This is a genomic window from Mesorhizobium caraganae (assembly GCF_016836705.1).
GTDB lineage: Bacteria > Pseudomonadota > Alphaproteobacteria > Rhizobiales > Rhizobiaceae > Mesorhizobium > Mesorhizobium caraganae.
Genome location: NZ_JAFCGY010000001.1, coordinates 1,508,391 through 1,528,086, shown reverse-complemented (window position 1 = coordinate 1,528,086; position 19,696 = coordinate 1,508,391). Strand labels below are relative to the sequence as shown.

The window sequence follows — 19,696 nt, the reverse complement described above, 5'->3', positions numbered from 1 at the left end:
GGATGCGCGAGGCCCCCTCATCCGGCCGCTTCGCGGCCACCTTCTCCCCGCTGGGGAGAAGAGGCGAGCACCGACGCCGGCGATCTCCTCTCCCCTCGGGGAGAGGTCGGATTATCCGAATTGCCTTTGCAATTCGGTTGGCAATCCGGGTGAGGGGGCTAACGCACTCCCGCAGTCGCAAGCAGCGCCAATTCCTCTGATGTCAGATGCCGCGCCTTACCCTTGGCGAGCTCGCCGAGCTGCAAGGCGCCGATCGCCACCCTGATCAGCCTCAGCACCTCGATATCGAAGGCGCCGAGCAGGCGGCGGATCTGGCGGTTGCGGCCCTCGTCGAGCACGATTTCCAGCCACGCAGTACGGCCTCCGCTGCGCAGCAGATCGATCGAGCTTGCGGTCAGCAGTTCCCCGTCGACATCAGCGCCTTCGCGAAACCGCGCCAGCATCGCCTCGTCGGGCGCGGCGCCGATCTGCACGTGATAGGTCTTGGCGACATGCGACGCCGGATCGAGCAGGCCATTGGCCCAATGCGTGTCGTTGGTCATCAGCAACAGGCCTTCGCTGGCCTTGTCGAGGCGCCCGACCGGCGACACGAAAGGCAGGTCGAGCCCGGTGAGGCAGTCATAAACGGTGCCGCGCCCCTGCGGGTCTTCGCGGGTGGTGACCAGCCCGCGCGGCTTGTTGATCATCAGATAGACCTTTGCCTCGGCAGCGATGCGCGCGCCGTCGACGGCAATGCGGTCACGATTGAGATCGACGCGAAGCGACGGATCGCGCACCACCTTGCCGCCGACCCGCACGCGCCCCTCGGCGATCAGCAGCTCGGCCTGCTTGCGCGAACACAGACCAAGCTTGGAAAGCGCCCGGTTCAGGCTGACGCCTGTGCCCGGGGCCGATTGTCGGTTAATATTGGGCGGCTGCGCCATAATCCTGTTCTGCATCACAATGAGCGGCAGCGACAGATGCCACGCGGCGCGATGTTGGCGCAACATGCTCGACAGAAGACGAGTTCTCCAACTCAGGGGCGTCGGCCTCAGCGCCGGCCATGGAACGCGGCCTCGCGAAAGACGTTGTTGCTGACGAGCGAACTGTCGCGAAGGGCATTGGTATGAAGAAAATCTACGAAAAACCGACGCTCGTGAAGCGAGGCAGGCTCACCAGCGTGACGGCTCAGATCGTCGCTTCCGGGGTCATTTTGGGGGAATAGAAGCCGATGAGCGAGCGCGGCGTTGATTTTATGCAAGGCTGGATACATGAGCACCTGCCGGGTGAACTGCCTGCCGACAAGGCAACAGCTCGAATCCTGACCACGCTGGCAGCCCTGGATGCTCGGCATTCAGGCCTTGAGGTCAGCGAGATCGAAGAGGATTTCGGTTCGCTGGAACGGGTGATTTACGAGGCGCTCGATCAGCCCGAAATCTAAGCCCGCTGCAGGCGAATGTCGGCCCATCGCCTTCTTGGCGGTGGGCTTTTCTATGATTGCCTCTGTGAGGGCGCAGCCCTATGCGGCACGCATCGATTGCGCTGCCCGGGCTGGCGGCAGTTCGAACACGGTGGCGCCGTTCTCCTGGCCGCTTTCGACATAGCCGATGACGCGGAACCATTTGGCGACGTCGGCCCGCTGCAGCCAGCTGCGCGAGTGAATGGGAAGGTTGCCGGCGAGCGCCTGGACATGGCGGATGTGACGACGACAGAAGCGGACCGTCGCGGCGCTGAAAAAACCCTCCTGCGCGGCAAACAGCGTGTCGGCGGCGTCGCTGTTCTCATGCCAGGCGATGATCGCCACCGTCTTGTCGTCCTCGACCAGCGCGTGAGCGCGGCCTTCCTTCAAATTCATCATCAGATTGTCGTAGGCGGCCTTGCTGTCCTTGCCGGCGGCCGCATACTCGTCCGACATACGCGTGGACAAATCCCGAAAAACACTTTCGAGATCGCCGATCGTAGCTGCGCGTGCTCGCATTTCTCCTCCTGCAGCCCCGGCAGGCAGTTTGCCCTATGAAGAGGGGATTACCAAGCAAATCAAATCCGCGATCTGGCCCATGCGCGCAAAGTGATTTCGGCAAGCGGGGTTTTTGTGCTGGCAAATCGTGCCTGTGGAACCGAACTGGCTCTCCCGAATTGACTTGCGGTCGCGTTCGGGAGGGAAAGCATGCAAGACCAGCATTTCGATGAGCCGGTTCGCGTCGCGCTCGGCAGGTCCAGAAACACGATCTACAAGGTCGAGCGTGTCGCCCAGGCCGCCGACATCCTCATCAACCGCTGGCCGGTGAAGACGGGCCGCTATCACGTCGCGGCCCGCAAAGCTTGCCTTGGCGCACTCGAAGGCCTGAAAGAGGCCCGCTATGCCCGCGCCGCCTTCGTCAATGCGGCGATCGAGGCCGATATACTGGTTGAGCGCGATGCCTAGAGCGGCCCGTTGCTTTTCATCGCCGCTTCGTTTGCCGTAACGTAGACTTGGCAGTCCGGTCCGGAGCCTTCCATGTGCAATGATTATGAACAGCATATTCTCTGGGCTGAATATTGCCGGATGCTGGAGTCGTTGGCCCTCGAGATCCCCACCCACCAAACCGAACTTGACCTGCCGCAGGCGGACGACATCCACATCAATGATCCGGCCCCGATCATGCGCGCCGCCGGCGACACCGGCGTTGTTGAACTGGTTTCGATGACGTTCGGATTTCCACCGGCCGGACCGAAAGGCGGACCGGTGTTCAACTTCCGCTCCGAAGGTCGGCAATTCGGGGGCAGCAAACGCTGTCTCGTGCCGGCATCCGGCTTCTTCGAGTTCACCGGCACCAAATATCCGAAGGCCAAGCATCGCTTCACCCTCAACGGCTCTCCGTTCATGGCCATCGCGGGGCTTTGGCGTGAAGCCGTCGGCAACAAGCCGCCAACCTTCACCATGCTGACGACCGAGCCTGGACCGGATATCGCGCCCTATCACAATCGGCAGGTCGTGGTCCTTCAGCCGGAAAATTGGTCCGCCTGGCTCGATCTGACGAAAACGGAAGCCGAACTGCTACAGCCGCTGCCGGCCGGCTCGCTGGGTGTGGAGACCGTGCGCGCCGGCAGTTCATAGTTCGGTTGCGGGGGCGCACCGGCACATTCAGCGTCCCGAGATCCGCCTGGAGCCGTCGGCAAGAGGTCAGTCACCTGATTTCTTCAGAGAAAGAGATGGTGCCCAGAGGCGGAAAAGGCAGAGCGAAGAAAAAACCTAGCAAAATCAACGCGAGGCTGTCCCGTTGTTACCGGCTGTGTATCACCCGCGTGGTGCAAAGTCGAGACACCGAATGGCGCTGATTGCCAAGCGATGTACCGCCGCAGAGTGGAACGCGCAAAATTTCGTGCGTCGTTGGGCTCCGTAAGCATTTCATATCAAGCTTGCTTTGTCAGTTGCTCAGTCCGCTTTTCGAAAGCAAAATCCATCGATTGCTGGAGTGGAAATACCGGTATGCTCCCAGAGTCGGCAGGTCGTGCAAAGCGCTATTCTGAAGCCGAAAAGACGGCCGCCTTGAAGACATACGAATCCAAGATCGCGTTTGGGCTGACTGCCGCCGATGCGGCGCGATCGGTCTCCATACCCCGAAAGACTCTGGAGCGTTGGCTGGACGAGCGCAAACGTAGCCAAGTGCAGACAGAGGCGAGCGTCGGAACAGCGCTGATCGAGACGTCAATCTCTATTCTTTCAGGCGTGGGTCACTTTGAAACGGGCGCGATCAAGTCGGCTTTGTTTGCGTTGGTGGCATGGCTTAGATGGCCGGGGGAGGTCCGAAATCTCCCCGGCTATGTGCTTTTGCTCCACTGTGGATACCTAGTCAAAAAGTACGGCGTGAGCCGTATTCAAGATCTTCCACTGGAAGAAAAGGGCGCGATCGAGAGCAGCTTAGACCTATCGGTTATTTTCGATCTTTTTCTGGGTAACATGGTATTTCCACGATATATGGAATACGAGAGCGAGTATTATACAAGGAGGGATAAAAACGCAGAGATTTGTTCCTTTTTTATGAACGCTAAGGAGAGCAATATCGAACCAAGTATTGGAAAGGCGTTCCATGTCGTCGAAAATTGTGGCTTCTCACGGGACTTCGAAATGGGCGAGAAAACATTTCGATCTTTTTGGAGAAGCAACGCTTCGGTTATGCCCTTCGATTATGCTGAATTGTACCATTTTCCTTCGCTCGACCTTGCGCTCGATCCCGAGGAGCCAGATTTCCACAAGAGTATAGATGACCTGCTGAAGCGGAGCCGTGCAATTGTCGAGTACCTCGGGGGCTGCAAATGGGCAGTGCGGGAGTTCCATTCGTCGCTTGATCGCAGGGCCCTAAGCTCAATCTGGACCCCTAATTTTCCCCCGCAGCTCTTACCTCGCGAACTCCCTAGGCTGAAGCTGAGCAGCAAGTTAACGGAAGCGCTTTCTCGCCCGCGCACGGTTGCCTGAACATCGATTTAATATCTTAAATCAGGTGGTTAAGCTGGAGTGGGAAGCCTCGCCAGTACCCGGTCGCTCGGGATCTTTTTAAGTTTCATGGTGCCAGCTCGATAGTGAGCCGCAAGTAAATGGAGGCCCCATGAACAATGCACTGAAAATTTAGAAGTTTCGCCGATCGGGATTGGTCCAGTTGGAGACATTCTGGCCTGCAGGCCGATCCCTATAGCGCCACCGTGGTTGGCACATGCGCTCCGGAGGATATCATTCTCTGTTGCGCCTAGGGCCTCGTACGACGGCTTGGCGAGCCCACCGACATCCACAGTCAAATAACAGACTTTTGCCAGTAGCGTGGGTCTGACCGATAACGTCCGGCTGTTGTTACCCGGGCATCCCTAAACCCAGAGCAGCGACTTTCAGCCTCAACCCTCCTCAGGGCTGAGCAGCTGCTTGCTGCCAAAATTTGAAGGAACAGGAAATGAAGACGATCAAGAAGGTGCCCCAGATGATGGAATTTTTCTTGGGCAAGCTACAAGAAGATCAAGACACTCACTGGGTCACCACGACGGCGTCGAATGTAATGGACACCATGCGCTGGCGGCTCGAGGAGGGCCAGCCGTTTGAGATCGAGACTAGCATAACAGCGTATATCGAGGATCTTGCATTGATCCCGGAAGACGATTTTCAACCGATCGGCGTCGTCCGCTATAATTGGGCTTTTTGTGAGTTTTACTTCAGAATCGCCGGTTTTATTTTGGAAAATGGCCGCAAGGTCATGCAGTTGTCCGACGTGCTGACTCTCCTTTTGCGGGACCTTGAGCTCACCAACCTGATCTCCATGCAGAGCCACGACGGCAAGACCATCGTCAAGAGCTCCAGCGAGTTCAATAAGCAGTTCAATACCCGGATCGACGTAACGATCGGCTAGTGCCCCGACACCCCGAAACTCAATCAACCGGCGATCGCACGGTCGCCGGTTCCCTTACTCACGATCCGTTCTACCGCCAACAAAAAGGTGCTCCCATGACGATACGCAAGAGAAGAACTTTTGGCAAAACTTCAGAGAACCATGCTGTCTTGAGAAGAAAGGCAGCCCGCGAATCGAGGGGCGATTCTTCGGGCAGACCGAAGAATGAAGCTGCTCGCCGGAAAGCCGAGGAATTTGAACAATTCGCTGCAGACCAAGGTGACATGGTAGGAGGCATGGAGGAAGCCACTGTTCAGCTTGACTACGAGGCGGTAGCCGCAATCGTTGCCAAGGGACAGGAGCTCGCAAGGGACGAGAAGGCTTGGCAGGAATTCATCACCCTGCCTTTCTGGACCGGCGAGGTGAAGAAGGGCAGACCAAAACCAAAACACCGACCTGAGGCCGTGCGGTTCATGCTGCGCAGGTACCGCGGCTCGTCGGAATCCAAGCAGGCAAGTGAACGGTGGCGGGCGGTAAAAGTTTTGCTTGAAGAGGGCATTCCGCCAAGTCGAATAGCGAAGACTCTTGAACAGCGCGGCGGATATCGAGGCATCAATCGGTCCAAGCGTAAGGGGCAAGATTCCGTCAGGACAGAGGCCAAAAGCGTCAGTGCGAAGCCTACGTCGGGCTTGCCCGACCAGACCGCCGTCTCTTGTTTTCTGAAGGCGGTTTTTCCCGACAATGTCCGTGCCCTGACCAGCTTGGCTGTTCCCTGCAAGGTCAAACTGATCGGCACCATCGAAGAACTGGGCGCTATGACTGAGATCCGTGTGCAGAGATTCGTGAAGTTGAAGCCGCGTCACAGCTAGGAATGATGGTGGCCGCCGATGTCGGGGCGCGCCGGTCACCATTCATCTCTCTCAGGGCAACCTGCAGCGACAAATCGCAACACTAGATGCATTGCGTAAAGCAGCATGTTCCGGTCAGCCGGGATGCCAATTTCAACACATCGAGCAGCACGAAATGCGTCGGACTCGCCACGCAGGAAGTGCTGCTCCTCACAATGCCAGATGCCGGTTCGGAGAGCCTGCATATGGGTACCTATGGCCGATGAGGACATGAAACCACGGTGCATGTGCAGCAGCGCTGCCGAGGGCACTGTTCATCACGCCAACCACCACACAACACACCAATCCAACGAGACCTTATGCTGATGAGCACACCGATGGAGCACCTGATCGCCGGGTACGGCTACATGTTCAGAGAACGTGTTCGCCAAGGTTGGCAACCCACCTTCCTAACTTTCACCTTCAACCACCTGCGCGGCTCACCGGCGAACGTTGCGTGGCAGATGCGTGATGAGCTTGAACGCGTCTACGCAATGGTGCTCACCCGCATCGAGCGCAAACCTCGCCACGTTCCAACAGACAGTTTGCCACTATGGGTTTGCTCACCAGACTTCCCCGTAGCCAAGGCGGAAAAGGGTCACCTACGAGACGCCAAGGTGAACGATGGACGGCACCTCCATGCCATCGCGGCGGTCCCCCCGTGGTCGCGTATGAAAGAGACGCTGGGGGGCCATTTCCATGAGTGTCAGGTCCAATACACCGGCAACGACAAGCGCCTGTTCCGCATAGAGGCAGAGCCGATCACCCATAACGGCTGGTTCGTCACGGACTACGCTCTCAAGGGCATGAAGAGCCCTCGCGTCGGCTACGACGAAGTTTTGATCCTGCCACGCAGCAGGTCGGAGTTGGCGCAACGAAGCTAGGGACCCTAAGCCCTCGGCAGCAACATCCGCAGAACCCCGAAGAGCGACCGGTAAAGCGACGTGTTCCACCTGATCGCGGACTCAAACCGCGACCAGCAGGTCATCACCATCATCGAGAAGGAAGAACACCATGTCGAAGTCGAACAGAAAGCAAGCCGCAAGCGCGTCTAAGCGGCAACCCGACCAGTACGTTTCCGAGGCCGACTTCGCGAAGAAATTTGTCGAGCAGAAAGCGATCGACGTCCGCGACTGGTGCCTGAAAGTCTTGCGCGACGGTCATCGGTTCACAGATGTGCGCCCGAGCTTTTCCGCCCCAAACCCTGAAGAGCCATCAACCGTTTTCCGCATGACCTTCGAGGTCCTCATGCCGACCGCTCATGCCGAGCACATCATGGATTCGCTCGCCGACGACGACTTTCACCATCGCTATGACGAGCACCTAGAGCGTGTGGAGGAACAGCGTCGCCGCCGGGCATCAAAAGCGTAGGCATCCGGCGACCGGAAGTCGGAGGACGTTACGCCGCAACTCAGTGCGATCCGTCACGATGGAGGAGTTGTCCATGGACCGCAACATGTTCAGGATCGACATCATCACCGATCCCGATACGCTGCTCGACTGGGTTGTCGAACAAGCGATCAACGCCGCTCCTTTGATCGACACATCCGGCAGCATTCAAGCCCTGTTGGAATCGGAAATCGCCCACCTGCACAAGGTGGGTTTCTTGCCGCCACCTGCCGATTCAGGAGAGTACCTGCGCGACGCGCTTGCCGCCATGGCGCGACCAGCCGGGTCATTTTTGTGCAACGAACGACTCCCGACCTTGTTGGCGGAGTTCATGCATCGCCTCCTCGCGAATGAGGAGCCGATCGAGCTGCACGAGGCCGTGCTGCGTCTCGCCGACATCGCTCGCCTAAACCTGACTGCGTCGGATGACGTTTCAAGCGACGGTGTTCTCATACAGGCTCGTGTCGCGTTGAGCGCGACACACCATATGCTCATCGGCACACGGCTTGAGCGGCGGATGCGCAGGCAGGGCCGGGGTTCAAATATCGACGAGGCAAGACGATGAAGGTCGCCTCCGACCACCCCATTATTGGTTGTGCCGCGACGACACCAGCAAGGCTTTCCTAATGTCATGGATGGGCCTGGATGAGACCTTCCTGAGAAGTGATGTGCTCCGCCGCAAAAAGCAGGCTGGACGAGACACTCAGCGTCAAGTATCCGGCGAAGGTGATGGCATTGGCGGTGGGCGAGCGGCCACATGTCTGGCAGTTGCTGGGCGTGGTACGGCTCGACGAACTCACTGAAGCTGAGAAAAGCCCAGCAAAGCCTATTCTGAAAGGCCCTGGAAGGCATGTCAAAGGGGGTTATATGTCAGGCAGGATCAATTGGGCGTCCATCATTGCGACGGGCATTTTCTTTTTAGCTCTTTGGCTACTGCAATCAGCGCTGGGCGCGCTCTACGAGCGGGTGGAGACGACCTGCGGAATTGCGACATGCGGCGAGAAGATAGCCGTCGCGTATCAATTTTTGTCATTGTCGACTGTGGTGTCCGCCGCGGCGGTTGCGATGCTGTTCTATCGCTATGGCCTAGGCGGTAAGTGAATGGGCTATATCATTGCTCACGTCGCCTTCGACAGCAAAGGCCAAGTGTATCCAGTCAACTGCTACCGAACTGATATAGGTATCGGCGACGATGTGGTGGTGCGGATGAAGGAAGGCACGCTGAAATGGGCTCGCGTCGCCGATCTCAATTATCTGAACTGGAACTGCCGCAACACGATCGAATGCCTTGGACGAGAGGCGACCTCTACGAGGGACGGCATTGTTCTTCCGCGAGGAGAGTCCTTGAGCGTCCGCGGTATGACGCGCCCTATTGATCTCGCGATACACCTCACTGGGATCGGATGGATACGGCGGCGGCCCGCCAACAAGGCCTACAGGGTAGCGTTTACCGCCACCAACGAGAGACGCACCGGGCTGATATTGATGCGCAAGAACGGTGTCGACGTGCAGCTTCTACCGGGCCTTCCGGACGAAGAAATGAAGCGTGACTCGTTGCTTCGGATAAGCAGATTGAGATCTCCCTTTTTCGAACAGGGCCTCGGTGGTAGCGAGCAGAACGTCTTCATGCGGATAGCCGCCTTCGCCGAAGCGTTCCTGCGCGATGATCCCGGGCTGGAGGATTTGCTGGTCCCGTTGCGGTCTACAAAGACACTTCCAGCCCGGCCACGCAACATCCGCGAAGCCGATGATGAAGATGATCTCTATTCCTTCTTCGGAGGCATGGGCGAGCCTGTCTATATGGGGGATGGCATTTGGCTCACCAGCGGTGGGGGCGCGCACGACTGGGGGCGGTAGTTGCTAGCTCAACCGGCATTGCCATCTCAAAGCCAGACGCTCTCAACGGTGCGCGCAACTCAACCAACTCTGGCCGCAGAGCCAACAACCTCCGGTTGACATAGGAAAATAATCCTGATAAGCTGGTTGTGGCGAGCTGCGTCGCCTGACGCGGTTAGGCCATACCGTAACAGGAGCACTAACATGCCTTTGACAGATCGACCCGACACGCCATGTCGGCACCACTCAAATCACACCGCAAGGGGCCTTCTGGCCCCTTTGTTGTATCAGGAGGCAAGACAATGAATGTCGCCTCCGAAACCACCCGCTCGTTGATCGTGTTTGGAAGGGATGACTCCCGCAAGCCTCACGCGTCGGTGTTCCTGCTACCCGAGGTCGAAGCGGCTGAGAGCGCAGCGAGGCTGATGGGGATGCATTCGCATCGCGTTGAGCCCGGCGAAGCACCCGAGATCGTCATGCGCCTTCCGGCTGGCAAGCTGTTCGATAGCGGCAAGGCCTTCGTGCCGTTCGTCAAAGGTGAGCTTTATACCCGCATCGCAGCCCTTGCGGGCGTCGCTGACGAGCGCGACAGCGGGTCGGGCGACGACAAGGCCGCCGACAGCCCCGAAAACGCCTCAGCGGGCTCGCCTGAGGCCGTCACGGGCCATGGCGGGGCCGACGGTGGTGGCGGTGCCAGTGGCGACCTTTGGGCAAGGCTGGCGGTCGGCGACATGGTGCTGGCGTCGGAAGGTCCCGACGAGGGATATTTCGAGGCTCGGATCATGAAGGCCAAAGCCAAGGGTATCTTCACCCTAAAGTTCAGGGACTATCCAGACGCTCCGCAAATCGACCGCAGCTACTACCAGCTCGGCCTGATCCACCCTCGCCAGCTGGCGAAGAAATAGGCGGGCTTGCAACGGGCCGGGTTCGTCCTGGCCCGGTACCCCCTCAATCAAACATCCATTCGAAGGAACCACCCATGACATGCTCAACAGAGCGCGTCGGTCGGCAGTCGGCGGCCGATCGAACCGCGCGCATTCGAGCCCTCAACGATCAACTTCGCCAGACGGGTGCTGGTGGGCGCATGGTGATGACCGCCGGTGTCGCCGCACTGCCTGCGCACGAGATCGGCGCCATCCTGCTGGCCATCGCCGCCTTCGACGCATTCGACGAGAACAACGATCCATGGGGCCAGCACGACTGCGCTCTGCTGTACGTCAGCGACCGGCAGTTGTTCTTCAAAATAGACTACTATGACCTCGCTCTGGCGAACCTGTCGCCTGACGCCTCCGACCCGGCCGTCACTATCCGGGTCATGACCGTCATGCTGCCGGAGGAGTATTGATGTTCTATCCTGCACGGGGCGCAGGGGCGCAGCCGCCCGTCCCATTACGCCGACTTCGGCTTTCTACCGGACGACAGGGGCATAGGTTGCCGTGCCCCTTTGGGAGGCTCGGTCAAAAGAGTCGCGGCGGGCACCCCAAGGACCGCTGCCAAGGCATCCAACGTATCAATTGTGACGTTCTCGGAGCCTCGCTCAATGCGGCCAACATAGGATCGATCGATCTCCGCCGCCAAGCCCAGCCGCTCTTGCGACAAACCTTGCTCTGCCCGGAGCTTGCGGAGATTCCAACCAATGATTTTGCGCACATTCATTGTGGGCAAGGAAGCAATATAAACGGCTTGACAATCGACGGACTGACAGTCCCCTATTCGGTGGGGAACTGCTTCGGGTTCGAAGCAAACCGGTTTCGAGGCGCCGCTACGGCATTCATTGCATGGAGAAGCCGTCGTGCAGGCCGAATTAAAACATCGGATGGAGCGGCAAAATGAAAATGATTCTGCGCGGGTTGATAGCACTAACTGCCACCATGCCCATGCTGGGAGTCTCGGCCTATGCCCAGAGCGCAGAGGACTATCTGAGCCAGCAGTCAAATATGTCCTACGCCATGGAATGTTGGTTTCGGGGCAGCCAGATTTTGGGCGTTCCGTCCACCAACGGCCGGGATGATGAAGAGGCGTGGCAATTTGCTGCCGATGCAGACGGCAATCTCTACGTCAACGGCACTCGGGCGCAACCCGGTCCAAAGGGCAAGGCTACCATTGAGGAGAATGGTACCGGGGTGAATTCAGTCGTCAATGTCATGATGGCCTACGTGCAAGCAAGTGCAGTAGGACAACCCCCCGAATTAGCAGCAGCCGGAATATCCATGTTCATCTCGGTCATGAGCAATCGGCCGCACGAACGTTTTGCGGTCTTCGACTTCAACAACACGAAGGTCTCCTTCGCCGATTGGGACAAGCTCAATAAGGCGTTTATCGGAGGTGTCGATATTCAATGCTCCGAGCAAGGCGAATGAGCAGTTCGATCGGTAGTGGGTCAGTTTGAAAATTGCCGGAATGCAATGCATTTCCCATCGGCCCGACCTCCTATATGCTTGGCGGAAAGCATGGGAGGCGTCGTCGTGGCCAAGCTGACAAATGCCGCCGATATGGCTAGGTCCGTTGGTGTTGATCCGAAGGCGTATCGACAGGCATTGCGAAATGCGAACTTCAGTTGGCACAAGCACAACGATGATTGGATCGTCGAGCTTGATAGCGATGAGCATTCGTCAATGCGGACTGTGCTGGTGACCTTGCTCAAGCGGAAGAAAGCCTAATGCGCACCGAGCGCCGCCGCCAAGAACTTAGTTCGAACAGAGGCTAAAAGCGCGCCCCTAACATATCACCGGAACGGCGCGCCGATATTGCAATCGTTCACTAATTGTTCTTGAATTTCACCCCAAGGTAGGATTCAACTGTGGGAAACGAATCAGCGCGATTGCGATTCCTAACGACCTGACGACTCTTCGCATCCATAGGGGAGATTCTGTGCGTAGCGTTGAGATGTTTTCAGGATGCGGCGGACTTGCCTTGGGTCTTGCCCGGGCTGGGTTCGAGCATATGCTGCTTGTCGAGCGGGACCGGCACTCCGTAGCTAACGTTGATCACAACGTTCGGCGCGGCATAGAGCACATTAGCCATTGGCAAATGCACTCGAACGACGTGCGCGCGGTGAACTGGCGCTCGTTCAAGGGGAAAGCGGAGTTCGTGGCCGGAGGGCCGCCGTGCCAGCCTTTCTCAATCGGCGGACTACACAAGGGCGAGGAAGACTCCCGCGACATGTGGCCGGAGGCCGTCCGAGCTGTTCGAGATATTGAGCCGAAAGCATTCCTTTTCGAAAACGTCCGGGGCTTACTGCGACCCAAGTTTTCCGAGCACCTTGATTGGATTCGCCTCTCCCTCACTAATCCGGAGCTTGAGCAGCTGCCACTCGAAGACCGCGGGAAGCACCTTACGAGGCTTCGACGCGCTGAACTGGCGGGCGCGTATGAAGTGGCCGTTGTGAAGGTAAATGCAGCCGACTATGGCGCTGCGCAGAAGCGGCACAGGGTGCTTTTCTTGGGTGTTCGTCGCGACATCGTCCAATCGGTTGAACCGCCGAAGTCAACCCATTCTCGCGAGCGCCTCCTATGGGACCAGTGGATATCTGGAGAGTACTGGAAGCGGCATGGCATCAGGAAACCCGAAAAGGGTCCTTCATCAGCAGATGTGCGGACGGTTGAGCAAATGCGCAGGAGCAAAGACAAGCCGCAGGGTTTGCCGTGGCGAACGGTGCGCGATGCATTAGCTGGGCTCGGCAACCCTTCAGGTAAATCGGACTTCGAGAACCATACCCCGCAGCTAGGTGCTCGCTCTTACCCCGGACACACCGGCAGTCCGGCCGATGAGCCAAGCAAGGCTCTGAAGGCAGGCGTCCACGGGGTTCCAGGCGGAGAGAATACGCTCGCCCTCCCAGACGGTAGCGTTCGTTATTTCAGTGTCCGGGAGGCCGCGCGGCTGCAAGGTTTGCCTGACGACTACCACTTCGTCGGGTCGTGGAGCGAAAACATGCGGCAGCTGGGGAACGCAGCCCCAGTGCAATTAGCAGAGTCGTTCGGTCGCCATCTTATGGGGATTCTAGAGCGCGCCAGCAAGCCACAGCGACACGCGGCTTAGCCCATGGGGTACTCGGAGTTTGAACTCAACATCCCGGCAGTTCTGCGGGCCGAACTTCCTAAGTACTTCGACGATATGGCCGCGTCGGCGCTCACAGAAGAAAACGTGAGGGCGCAAATTCCGGACGGCGCGCAAGGGGCATATCTTCTCTATTTGCGCGATGCGCTCGTCTACATTGGAAAGACTGATTCCAAGGCCGGGTTTCGAAACCGACTTATCCGACATCTGAATTTCGTTCAACATCGGCGCAATCTCGATCCGGTCGATGTGCGGTTCAAGGCGGTCCGGATCTTCGTCTTTTCGAACTTTGACTTGGAAGCGATGCTCATCGAGGAATACACCAGACATCGCGGGGCACGTCCGGTCTGGAACTACTCGGGCTTTGGTTCAAACGATCCGGGGAGGCGGAGAGAGGGCCAAGACCCCGCCGTCTACGACCTGGAATTCCCGGTCGATATCGATCAAGAAGTTCCATTTTTGAAACCCGGGGCGCAGCCTCTTCTCTCTGCCATGTTGGCTTTGAAGGATGGTCTGCCATATATCTTCCGGTATGATACCGCTGGTGAACATTGGTCCCGCGGTCATCACCTAATGCGAGACAGGATGGTTACAGTTCCAGAAGGCAGAATGACAACAAGACTGGCTCTGAAGCTTTTCCTTGGCGCATTGCCGGACGGCTGGAGAGCAACTGTGCTTCCGAACCGCGTGATTTTATACCCGGAGAGGGACGATGCGATCTACCCCGGACAGGTAGAGGCTTTGTTCAAGGATCCATGACGGTCGATCCCGCCCGCAGTGCGCAGATGGCGCTGGTTCGGAGTAAAAACACCAGACCTGAAATGATTGTCCGACGCATAATTCATGCGATGGGATATCGATATAGGCTCCATCGAACCGATCTACCGGGTAAACCTGACATCGTTCTGCCAAGCCATCGGAAAATTGTCGAGGTTCGTGGATGCTTTTGGCATCAGCATCCCGACGAGTCATGCGGCCGCGCGCGAGTTCCCAAAACGCGGAAAGACTTTTGGATACCAAAGCTCCAAGGCAATCGCGCCCGCGATCTTGCCAACGATGAGGCTCTCCGCGAGCTTGGCTGGAACATAGTGGTCGTTTGGGAATGCGAAACCACTCCCGCCGGACGGGTGGAATTGACAGCAAAACTCCAGGCCTTCCTAACTGAATAATGGTCTACGCCTTGACTGCTTTGGTCTTGCGTCGTGAATAGCTGGGGCTTGGGGTTTGTCCTCCATGACGCAGCAGACGTTTGAGGGGTACGACTGCACCTCAGGCTGTTCAGGCCACCGAGCTGAATACGATTGAGCTGAGCAAACAGCTCCCAAGGGTGCTGGTCATTGTTGCTCCTCATGCCATTGTAGGAGATAAACGCCGCAACGGGAATTTGGTGGCGGACTCCTTCTTTAATGCGTAAGAGCAAAAAAAGCGCAGTATTCGCGGTTGGGCTTTTCGCTGGGGTCGCTCTGGCTTTCCTGTTCCTAGTTTGGGCTTTTCCCGGATTTCGCAATCCGACCTACCAGCAAGAACGATATCAACACGAAAAAAACGACGAGAACGGGAAAGACAATCCAGTCGTTAGGCCAAGCATATGGGAAACCTACACTAGCCCTACAGATACTTATGCACAGTGGATTGCAGCCATTTCCGCAATCGCCAGTTTCGGCGTTAGCATCTGGGCCGTGAGACTTGTTCGCGACACGCTCGAACTCAATAGAGCTGCCACCGAGGCCGCGATCAATGCCTCCAACGCATCCATGGAGGCCAACAGGGATGCTAAAGAGCTTTTTGCCGCTGAGCAGAGGCCGTGGCTTAGTCTTCGACGCCCTGAAATAAGCGCAGCTATAAGCGATGGATCTGTGCAGGTGTACTTCAAAGCTAAGGCAGAAAACATAGGAGACAGTCCCGCCTTTCAAGCCGAATTGAAGACCCAAATGCTCCTGTCCAGACTTCCGATGGAGAGTGTCGTTGGAGTTAGAAAGTATGCTGAGGAATGTAGCCTTCAGCCAGATTGGGAAAACGATCACAAGCTCATTTTCCACGGCAAGGATCGCGAGCTTTGGGCGTACTCCGAAGAAATCATCGATCCAGAAAAACCATTTAACTTCATACGAATTTTCTATTGTGTAATTTACCGGGCAAACGGGATCGAAAGAACCCTCGCCACAGCCGGTGAGGTCATTTTCAGCGGCAATATTCCAGCCGACTCGAGTACGGAGTCGCTAGTCGCCATTGAACGTTACGTTTTCTACGGCATGAGCTACGCGAGTTAGCCCGCCAGAACCACCATCAGGACAGTTCCCGCAGGCGCACTCAACTGCAAGGCGCCGCCAACCCACCTTCCAAGAAAGCGCCAGCGCGAGAGTAGCTCCGCGCCGACTTCTAGACTTTTCGCCCAGATCAACGCATTCTTCCTTTCGGGAAAATGGACATGGGCAATTCCGATCTGCCATGGGTCAGACGGCGAAGGCGGCCTTGGTGGCGTTCGCTTCTCCGCGCTCGCCTTCCGATTTCTCTGGCGCTGCTCGGCACGACGTCCTTCGCGTACGTCGCGACAGAAACCCGGCACATGCTTCCAAATGTTCATTATCCCGGCACATCAACGACCTCCGTCGCCGTGCGCAGGGTGGGCTGTGACATCAAGGGGAACATCAATGATCGCGGCGAGCATATCTATCACCTGCCCGGTCAAGAATATTACTCGGCGACACGCATCAACTCAGCGAGAGGCGAGAGATGGTTCTGCTCCGAATGGGAAGCGTGGTGGGCTGGTTGGCGAAAGGCGAAGGTATGAAGTCAGTGGGAAAACGGGTCGGCTCGCTAATTGCGATTGTATTCGTGTTATCCGTTCTGTCGGCACGTTTGGAGGCGAGCCAGTGCTACGACATCTCCAAAGGACAACCGGAGTATCTGTCCGGCCAACTTCTCTACAAGATATTCCCGGGCTCTCCCAATTTCGAAGATGTGACAAAGGGAGACGAGCCAGAGCCAGCCTACATACTCCGTCTTGCCTCACCAATTTGCCTAACCGGTGACGAGTTCGCGAACGAAACCGAGGCGGTCTTAACCGTGCAGCTCGCGGCGACAACCGCCACCGAGCCATTGCTGCGTTCTCTCGTGGGGAAGGACGTCGAGGTCCGATTGGCCGGTCAGGCAGCAGCTATCACGGGACACCATCATGCCCCTCTGCTGGCGAGCGCAATCGAGGTCTCTCCCGCCGACGACATTACCGAAGAGTACGGAACCGCGGCTACAACCGTGAGGGCGTTCTACTACGCTCTTGGGAACGGCAACGGTGATCAGGCCGCCCAATACGTCATTCCAGAGAAACGCAATCGCGGTCCGCTTTCTGCGGCAGCCATAGGCGCGTTCTACAGCAACCTCGCGAAGCCGTTGCAACTCGTTAGCCTTGAAGCACAAACCGGAGGCCGCTTTCTGGCCCGCTATGCGTTCGAGCGCAAATCGGAAACTTGTCTTGGTCGTTCAGTCGTCCAGACAGTCCGAAGAAACGGCAAGAACCTCATTTCTTCAATCCGAGCACTGGATGGCTGTTAGCGCCAACCCGGTGATAGCACCCACTGCCCGCCCGAACATTCAGATCGAGCCTAGGGCGTGTCGCAGGTTCGCCAGCTCCGAAACGAGGCGCTGCCCCGCAGTCTGGAGCGACTTAGCTATTTCATGGGCCTCATTCTGTTCGATGACTACGGCTGTGCGCTCCGGCTGTTTTGATCGGAACGTAAGCGTACGCAGCACGAGCAACCAGTTCCCTTGTTGGTCAAGCACAACTTTGCCGACCCCGTGGGCCAGCGAGGCGCGCAAGCCCTCGTGTGGACGGAAGGCCGACAGCGCTGCCGCGCATGCTTTCCCCTCCGAGCCGAAGGCCCCGGTGGTCCCAATCAAAGTCGCCAATTCCTCGAAACGATGTCCAACCAAATGGGGTAGCTTCGCTATAGCGCCGTCCCTCGTCGTGTTCGCCATCACGAGAAGCGTCTCGCTAACGGCCACCTCGCTCCTCGCAAATAAATCGAGGCAACGTCCACGCCACGCGTTTACGGCCGTGATGGCATGAAGCCACTGATCGTTGCTGAAAGCAGAAATGGTGGTCGTTTCGGTATCCATTCGCAAGCACTATATTAGAACTTCATACCAATACGTTGGCTACAACGCGCCAGCAAGAGCTTATCGGAGTAAGCATTGGCCAGATAGATGGAGTGCCAGCTGGGTGGGCTACATTCTCCCGATGCCGCTAAATGTCTCCAGTTAGTCGTTTGCTAGAGATGCTCGAGTGGTCCGGGGGGAACTGCTAGCTTCGCTGCCTTGAAGGATCCGATAGACCTGCATTCTCGAGCAGCCGACTACCCTCGCAATTTCGGAAGGACCGCTTCCGTCTGCACTCAGTTGAAGAACCCGACCGCGATCAAGCCTCTGCTTGCCACCCTTATAGACCCCGCCTCGCTTGGCCTGCTCGATGCCGTCCCGCTGCCGTTCCTTAATGAAACGGCGCTCCATCTGAGCGACCATGCCCAGCACAGTTAGCACGATATGGCCCATCTCGCCGCGTGTCGAAACGTGTGGGTCGAGCACCGTCACAAAGGCGCTCTTCTGTTCGCATTCGTAGATGAGGTTAAGCACATCGCGGGTGTCGCGGCCGAGCCGGTCGAGGCGCGTCACTACCAGTTCATCGCCGGGCCGAAGGAAATCCAAAACCGTTGCCAGTTCGGCGCGGCCGTCACGGCTGCCGCCCGACACCTTCTCCGATCGGATGACCTCGCACCCCTCAACTTTCAACTTAGCTAGCTGCGTTTCTAGGTCTTGGTCAGTGGTGCTGACGCGAGCGTAACCAATGCGAGCCATAACCTGTCACCTCAAGGTTTGAGGGTTCGACGCTACCCTGTCACAAATAGTCGGTGTCAAGCTGGATTGAGGCGCTGAGTTCATTGCGGTGCAATCGCGACAGCCATAAGTCGAGATCGTAGTCGATGTCCGTTTCCAGCGTACTTTAGCAAGTTGTGGAAATCCGCGCGATGCCATTCTCGCATGCATGCATCAGGTATAGAAAACGATTCCAGTAGTGGCTCTGTCCCCATCTAGTTTCGTCGAACGTCGTTGACGATCTACGTCCGCGTATCCGTGCGTCCTAAGCGGATATTAAACCATTGGAGGACTGAATGCGGAGCCTGCTACCTATTCCTATCGTCTTGCTCGCGGGCTGCTCAATTTACCCTCTTCCCGATGATATTATGGGCTATAGCAGCCGCGACATCGCGACCCAGATCCGTTGCGAAACCCGCTATGCTCTTCAGCAGCAACTAATCGGGATGCTGACGAGTGACGACGACAACGTTTCCTACGACGGCAAAGTGGGCTCGGTGGCTGCCGCTGCTTTTGACGCCGACCGGACGCTCTTTCATGGGCTTTCTTGGGAAAAATTTAAATGGAAAGGTCATGAGGACCTAAGCAAGACGCTGGCTGGCCTCGGTGTGACGATGGTTAGCTATGACTTCACGCTTGATGGGACGGAAAACAATACACTCGGATTCTCAGGAACCGTGCTTGGTGATTTTAAGCCCAGAAAGCACAACCTTGGCTTTGATGTGGGCAATGATCGAACCCGCGAGGTTAGTCGCCACTACCGAGTCTACGACACATTCAACAGCCTTGTGATCGGGATGACAGAGAATTTCTGTCACAACTTCAATAAGTTCGACAAGAACTCCAAGCTCCCAGACAAATCGTTCACGACCAAAGAACATTACCTCTACCCGAGCACGGGGATGCTAAGGATTGAGTCGCTTGTTCATGATTTCATTGGGCAGACTATCGAAGGAAATCTCGGCTCAGATCCGAAGGCCGGGAGCTGGAAGCAGCCTAATATGACCGATACGATAACGCTGACAACCAAGGTGTCAGGCAATCTAGACCCTACTTCTACGTATTCACCTCTCAATCCGGGCTGGGATGTCATCAGCTTGGGCCTGAAGGCCGACAATTACCGTACGGACAAGCATACGATTATCATCGACTTGTCTCTTCCACCGGACAAGACTGGGCAACCTGTCTTTGATGAGTTCGGCAGGTTGATTGACCCCAAGTCTGCAGCGGCCGCTAGAAAGCAGGCTGATAGCAATCTCGATAGGACCGAGCAGCGGAATTTCGAACAGCGCACCGCAGTGTTTGTTCAGTAACGAAATCCGCAACATC

General features: G+C 57.2%; 28 protein-coding genes. 23 read left to right on the top strand and 5 right to left on the bottom strand.

The window, feature by feature from the left end:
• Positions 1 to 158 precede the first annotated feature (158 nt).
• Positions 159 to 923 (bottom strand): pseudouridine synthase, encoded by a 765-nt coding sequence (locus JQK88_RS07430; RefSeq protein WP_192252185.1) that lies wholly within the window; start codon positions 921 to 923, stop codon positions 159 to 161.
• A 119-nt stretch (positions 924 to 1,042) separates the two neighbouring features.
• On the opposite strand from JQK88_RS07430, the gene JQK88_RS37125 reads away from it, so the two are divergent.
• Together JQK88_RS37125 and JQK88_RS07420 are read left to right on the top strand one after the other, a co-directional pair.
• Entirely contained in the window at positions 1,043 to 1,204 is a 162-nt protein-coding gene (locus JQK88_RS37125; RefSeq protein WP_312037244.1) for a hypothetical protein, read from the top strand.
• A 6-nt stretch (positions 1,205 to 1,210) separates the two neighbouring features.
• A complete protein-coding gene (locus tag JQK88_RS07420; RefSeq protein WP_192252188.1) occupies positions 1,211 to 1,420 on the top strand; it encodes a DUF768 domain-containing protein in 210 nt (69 codons plus the stop codon).
• A 78-nt stretch (positions 1,421 to 1,498) separates the two neighbouring features.
• Here the strand turns inward: JQK88_RS07420 and JQK88_RS07415 are convergent, their stop codons facing one another.
• Positions 1,499 to 1,957, bottom strand: a complete 459-nt coding sequence (locus JQK88_RS07415) for a hypothetical protein (RefSeq protein ID WP_203277895.1) — start codon at positions 1,955 to 1,957, stop codon at positions 1,499 to 1,501.
• Positions 1,958 to 2,146: 189 nt separating this feature from the next.
• Between JQK88_RS07415 and JQK88_RS07410 the strand changes: the two genes are divergently transcribed.
• From JQK88_RS07410 to JQK88_RS07355, 12 genes are all read left to right on the top strand, one after another.
• Positions 2,147 to 2,404: a DUF982 domain-containing protein gene (locus tag JQK88_RS07410; protein ID WP_112561894.1), complete on the top strand. Its 258-nt coding sequence runs from the start codon at positions 2,147 to 2,149 to the stop codon at positions 2,402 to 2,404.
• A gap of 72 nt (positions 2,405 to 2,476) precedes the next feature.
• On the top strand, positions 2,477 to 3,076 hold the full coding sequence (locus JQK88_RS07405) for an SOS response-associated peptidase (RefSeq protein WP_203277894.1): 600 nt from the start codon (positions 2,477 to 2,479) through the stop codon (positions 3,074 to 3,076).
• Positions 3,077 to 3,448: 372 nt separating this feature from the next.
• Positions 3,449 to 4,435, top strand: a complete 987-nt coding sequence (locus JQK88_RS07400; protein ID WP_203277893.1) for a hypothetical protein — start codon at positions 3,449 to 3,451, stop codon at positions 4,433 to 4,435.
• Positions 4,436 to 4,901: 466 nt separating this feature from the next.
• Positions 4,902 to 5,351, top strand: a complete 450-nt coding sequence (locus JQK88_RS07395; RefSeq protein ID WP_203277892.1) for a hypothetical protein — start codon at positions 4,902 to 4,904, stop codon at positions 5,349 to 5,351.
• A 95-nt stretch (positions 5,352 to 5,446) separates the two neighbouring features.
• Positions 5,447 to 6,199: a hypothetical protein gene (locus JQK88_RS07390; RefSeq protein WP_203277891.1), complete on the top strand. Its 753-nt coding sequence runs from the start codon at positions 5,447 to 5,449 to the stop codon at positions 6,197 to 6,199.
• Positions 6,200 to 6,537: 338 nt separating this feature from the next.
• A complete protein-coding gene (locus JQK88_RS07385; RefSeq protein ID WP_210388220.1) occupies positions 6,538 to 7,101 on the top strand; it encodes a hypothetical protein in 564 nt (187 codons plus the stop codon).
• Between the two features lie 130 nt (positions 7,102 to 7,231).
• Positions 7,232 to 7,588, top strand: a complete 357-nt coding sequence (locus JQK88_RS07380; protein ID WP_203277889.1) for a hypothetical protein — start codon at positions 7,232 to 7,234, stop codon at positions 7,586 to 7,588.
• 73 nt (positions 7,589 to 7,661) lie between these two features.
• On the top strand, positions 7,662 to 8,171 hold the full coding sequence (locus JQK88_RS07375; RefSeq protein ID WP_203277888.1) for a hypothetical protein: 510 nt from the start codon (positions 7,662 to 7,664) through the stop codon (positions 8,169 to 8,171).
• Positions 8,172 to 8,272: 101 nt separating this feature from the next.
• The gene (locus tag JQK88_RS07370; RefSeq protein ID WP_203277887.1) at positions 8,273 to 8,707 is read left to right on the top strand and encodes a hypothetical protein; all 435 of its coding nucleotides are present in this window, start codon (positions 8,273 to 8,275) and stop codon (positions 8,705 to 8,707) included.
• Positions 8,708 to 9,463 (top strand): hypothetical protein, encoded by a 756-nt coding sequence (locus tag JQK88_RS07365; RefSeq protein WP_203277886.1) that lies wholly within the window; start codon positions 8,708 to 8,710, stop codon positions 9,461 to 9,463.
• 281 nt (positions 9,464 to 9,744) lie between these two features.
• On the top strand, positions 9,745 to 10,347 hold the full coding sequence (locus JQK88_RS07360) for a hypothetical protein (RefSeq protein ID WP_203277885.1): 603 nt from the start codon (positions 9,745 to 9,747) through the stop codon (positions 10,345 to 10,347).
• A 74-nt stretch (positions 10,348 to 10,421) separates the two neighbouring features.
• Complete coding sequence (locus JQK88_RS07355) at positions 10,422 to 10,787, top strand: DUF3768 domain-containing protein (RefSeq protein WP_203277884.1); 366 nt, start codon at positions 10,422 to 10,424, stop codon at positions 10,785 to 10,787.
• Between the two features lie 44 nt (positions 10,788 to 10,831).
• Here the strand turns inward: JQK88_RS07355 and JQK88_RS07350 are convergent, their stop codons facing one another.
• Positions 10,832 to 11,098: a helix-turn-helix domain-containing protein gene (locus JQK88_RS07350; protein ID WP_203277883.1), complete on the bottom strand. Its 267-nt coding sequence runs from the start codon at positions 11,096 to 11,098 to the stop codon at positions 10,832 to 10,834.
• A 173-nt stretch (positions 11,099 to 11,271) separates the two neighbouring features.
• On the opposite strand from JQK88_RS07350, the gene JQK88_RS07345 reads away from it, so the two are divergent.
• From JQK88_RS07345 to JQK88_RS07315, 8 genes are all read left to right on the top strand, one after another.
• Positions 11,272 to 11,802 carry a hypothetical protein gene (locus JQK88_RS07345; RefSeq protein WP_203277882.1) on the top strand — a complete coding sequence of 177 codons (531 nt, stop codon included), beginning with the start codon at positions 11,272 to 11,274 and terminating at the stop codon, positions 11,800 to 11,802.
• A gap of 105 nt (positions 11,803 to 11,907) precedes the next feature.
• Positions 11,908 to 12,102: a hypothetical protein gene (locus JQK88_RS07340; protein WP_203277881.1), complete on the top strand. Its 195-nt coding sequence runs from the start codon at positions 11,908 to 11,910 to the stop codon at positions 12,100 to 12,102.
• Between the two features lie 226 nt (positions 12,103 to 12,328).
• The gene (locus JQK88_RS07335; protein WP_210388256.1) at positions 12,329 to 13,480 is read left to right on the top strand and encodes a DNA cytosine methyltransferase; all 1,152 of its coding nucleotides are present in this window, start codon (positions 12,329 to 12,331) and stop codon (positions 13,478 to 13,480) included.
• A 3-nt stretch (positions 13,481 to 13,483) separates the two neighbouring features.
• Positions 13,484 to 14,257 (top strand): GIY-YIG nuclease family protein, encoded by a 774-nt coding sequence (locus JQK88_RS07330; RefSeq protein ID WP_203277879.1) that lies wholly within the window; start codon positions 13,484 to 13,486, stop codon positions 14,255 to 14,257.
• Positions 14,254 to 14,667, top strand: coding sequence for a very short patch repair endonuclease (locus JQK88_RS07325; protein WP_203277878.1), 414 nt, complete (start codon positions 14,254 to 14,256; stop codon positions 14,665 to 14,667). Before JQK88_RS07330 ends, JQK88_RS07325 begins: the two co-directional genes overlap by 4 nt.
• A gap of 237 nt (positions 14,668 to 14,904) precedes the next feature.
• Positions 14,905 to 15,768 carry a hypothetical protein gene (locus tag JQK88_RS07320; RefSeq protein ID WP_203277877.1) on the top strand — a complete coding sequence of 288 codons (864 nt, stop codon included), beginning with the start codon at positions 14,905 to 14,907 and terminating at the stop codon, positions 15,766 to 15,768.
• Between the two features lie 152 nt (positions 15,769 to 15,920).
• Positions 15,921 to 16,289: a sunset domain-containing protein gene (locus JQK88_RS37765; protein WP_446669871.1), complete on the top strand. Its 369-nt coding sequence runs from the start codon at positions 15,921 to 15,923 to the stop codon at positions 16,287 to 16,289.
• Positions 16,232 to 17,050, top strand: a complete 819-nt coding sequence (locus JQK88_RS07315) for a hypothetical protein (protein WP_203277876.1) — start codon at positions 16,232 to 16,234, stop codon at positions 17,048 to 17,050. Before JQK88_RS37765 ends, JQK88_RS07315 begins: the two co-directional genes overlap by 58 nt.
• A 39-nt stretch (positions 17,051 to 17,089) precedes the next feature.
• Here the strand turns inward: JQK88_RS07315 and JQK88_RS07310 are convergent, their stop codons facing one another.
• Together JQK88_RS07310 and JQK88_RS07305 are read right to left on the bottom strand one after the other, a co-directional pair.
• A complete protein-coding gene (locus tag JQK88_RS07310) occupies positions 17,090 to 17,614 on the bottom strand; it encodes a hypothetical protein (protein WP_203277875.1) in 525 nt (174 codons plus the stop codon).
• Between the two features lie 141 nt (positions 17,615 to 17,755).
• Positions 17,756 to 18,349, bottom strand: a complete 594-nt coding sequence (locus tag JQK88_RS07305; protein WP_203277874.1) for a recombinase family protein — start codon at positions 18,347 to 18,349, stop codon at positions 17,756 to 17,758.
• A gap of 314 nt (positions 18,350 to 18,663) precedes the next feature.
• Here JQK88_RS07305 and JQK88_RS07300 point away from each other — a divergent pair, with 314 nt between their 5' ends.
• Positions 18,664 to 19,680, top strand: coding sequence for a Y4kA family protein (locus JQK88_RS07300; protein ID WP_203277873.1), 1,017 nt, complete (start codon positions 18,664 to 18,666; stop codon positions 19,678 to 19,680).
• Positions 19,681 to 19,696 lie beyond the last annotated feature (16 nt).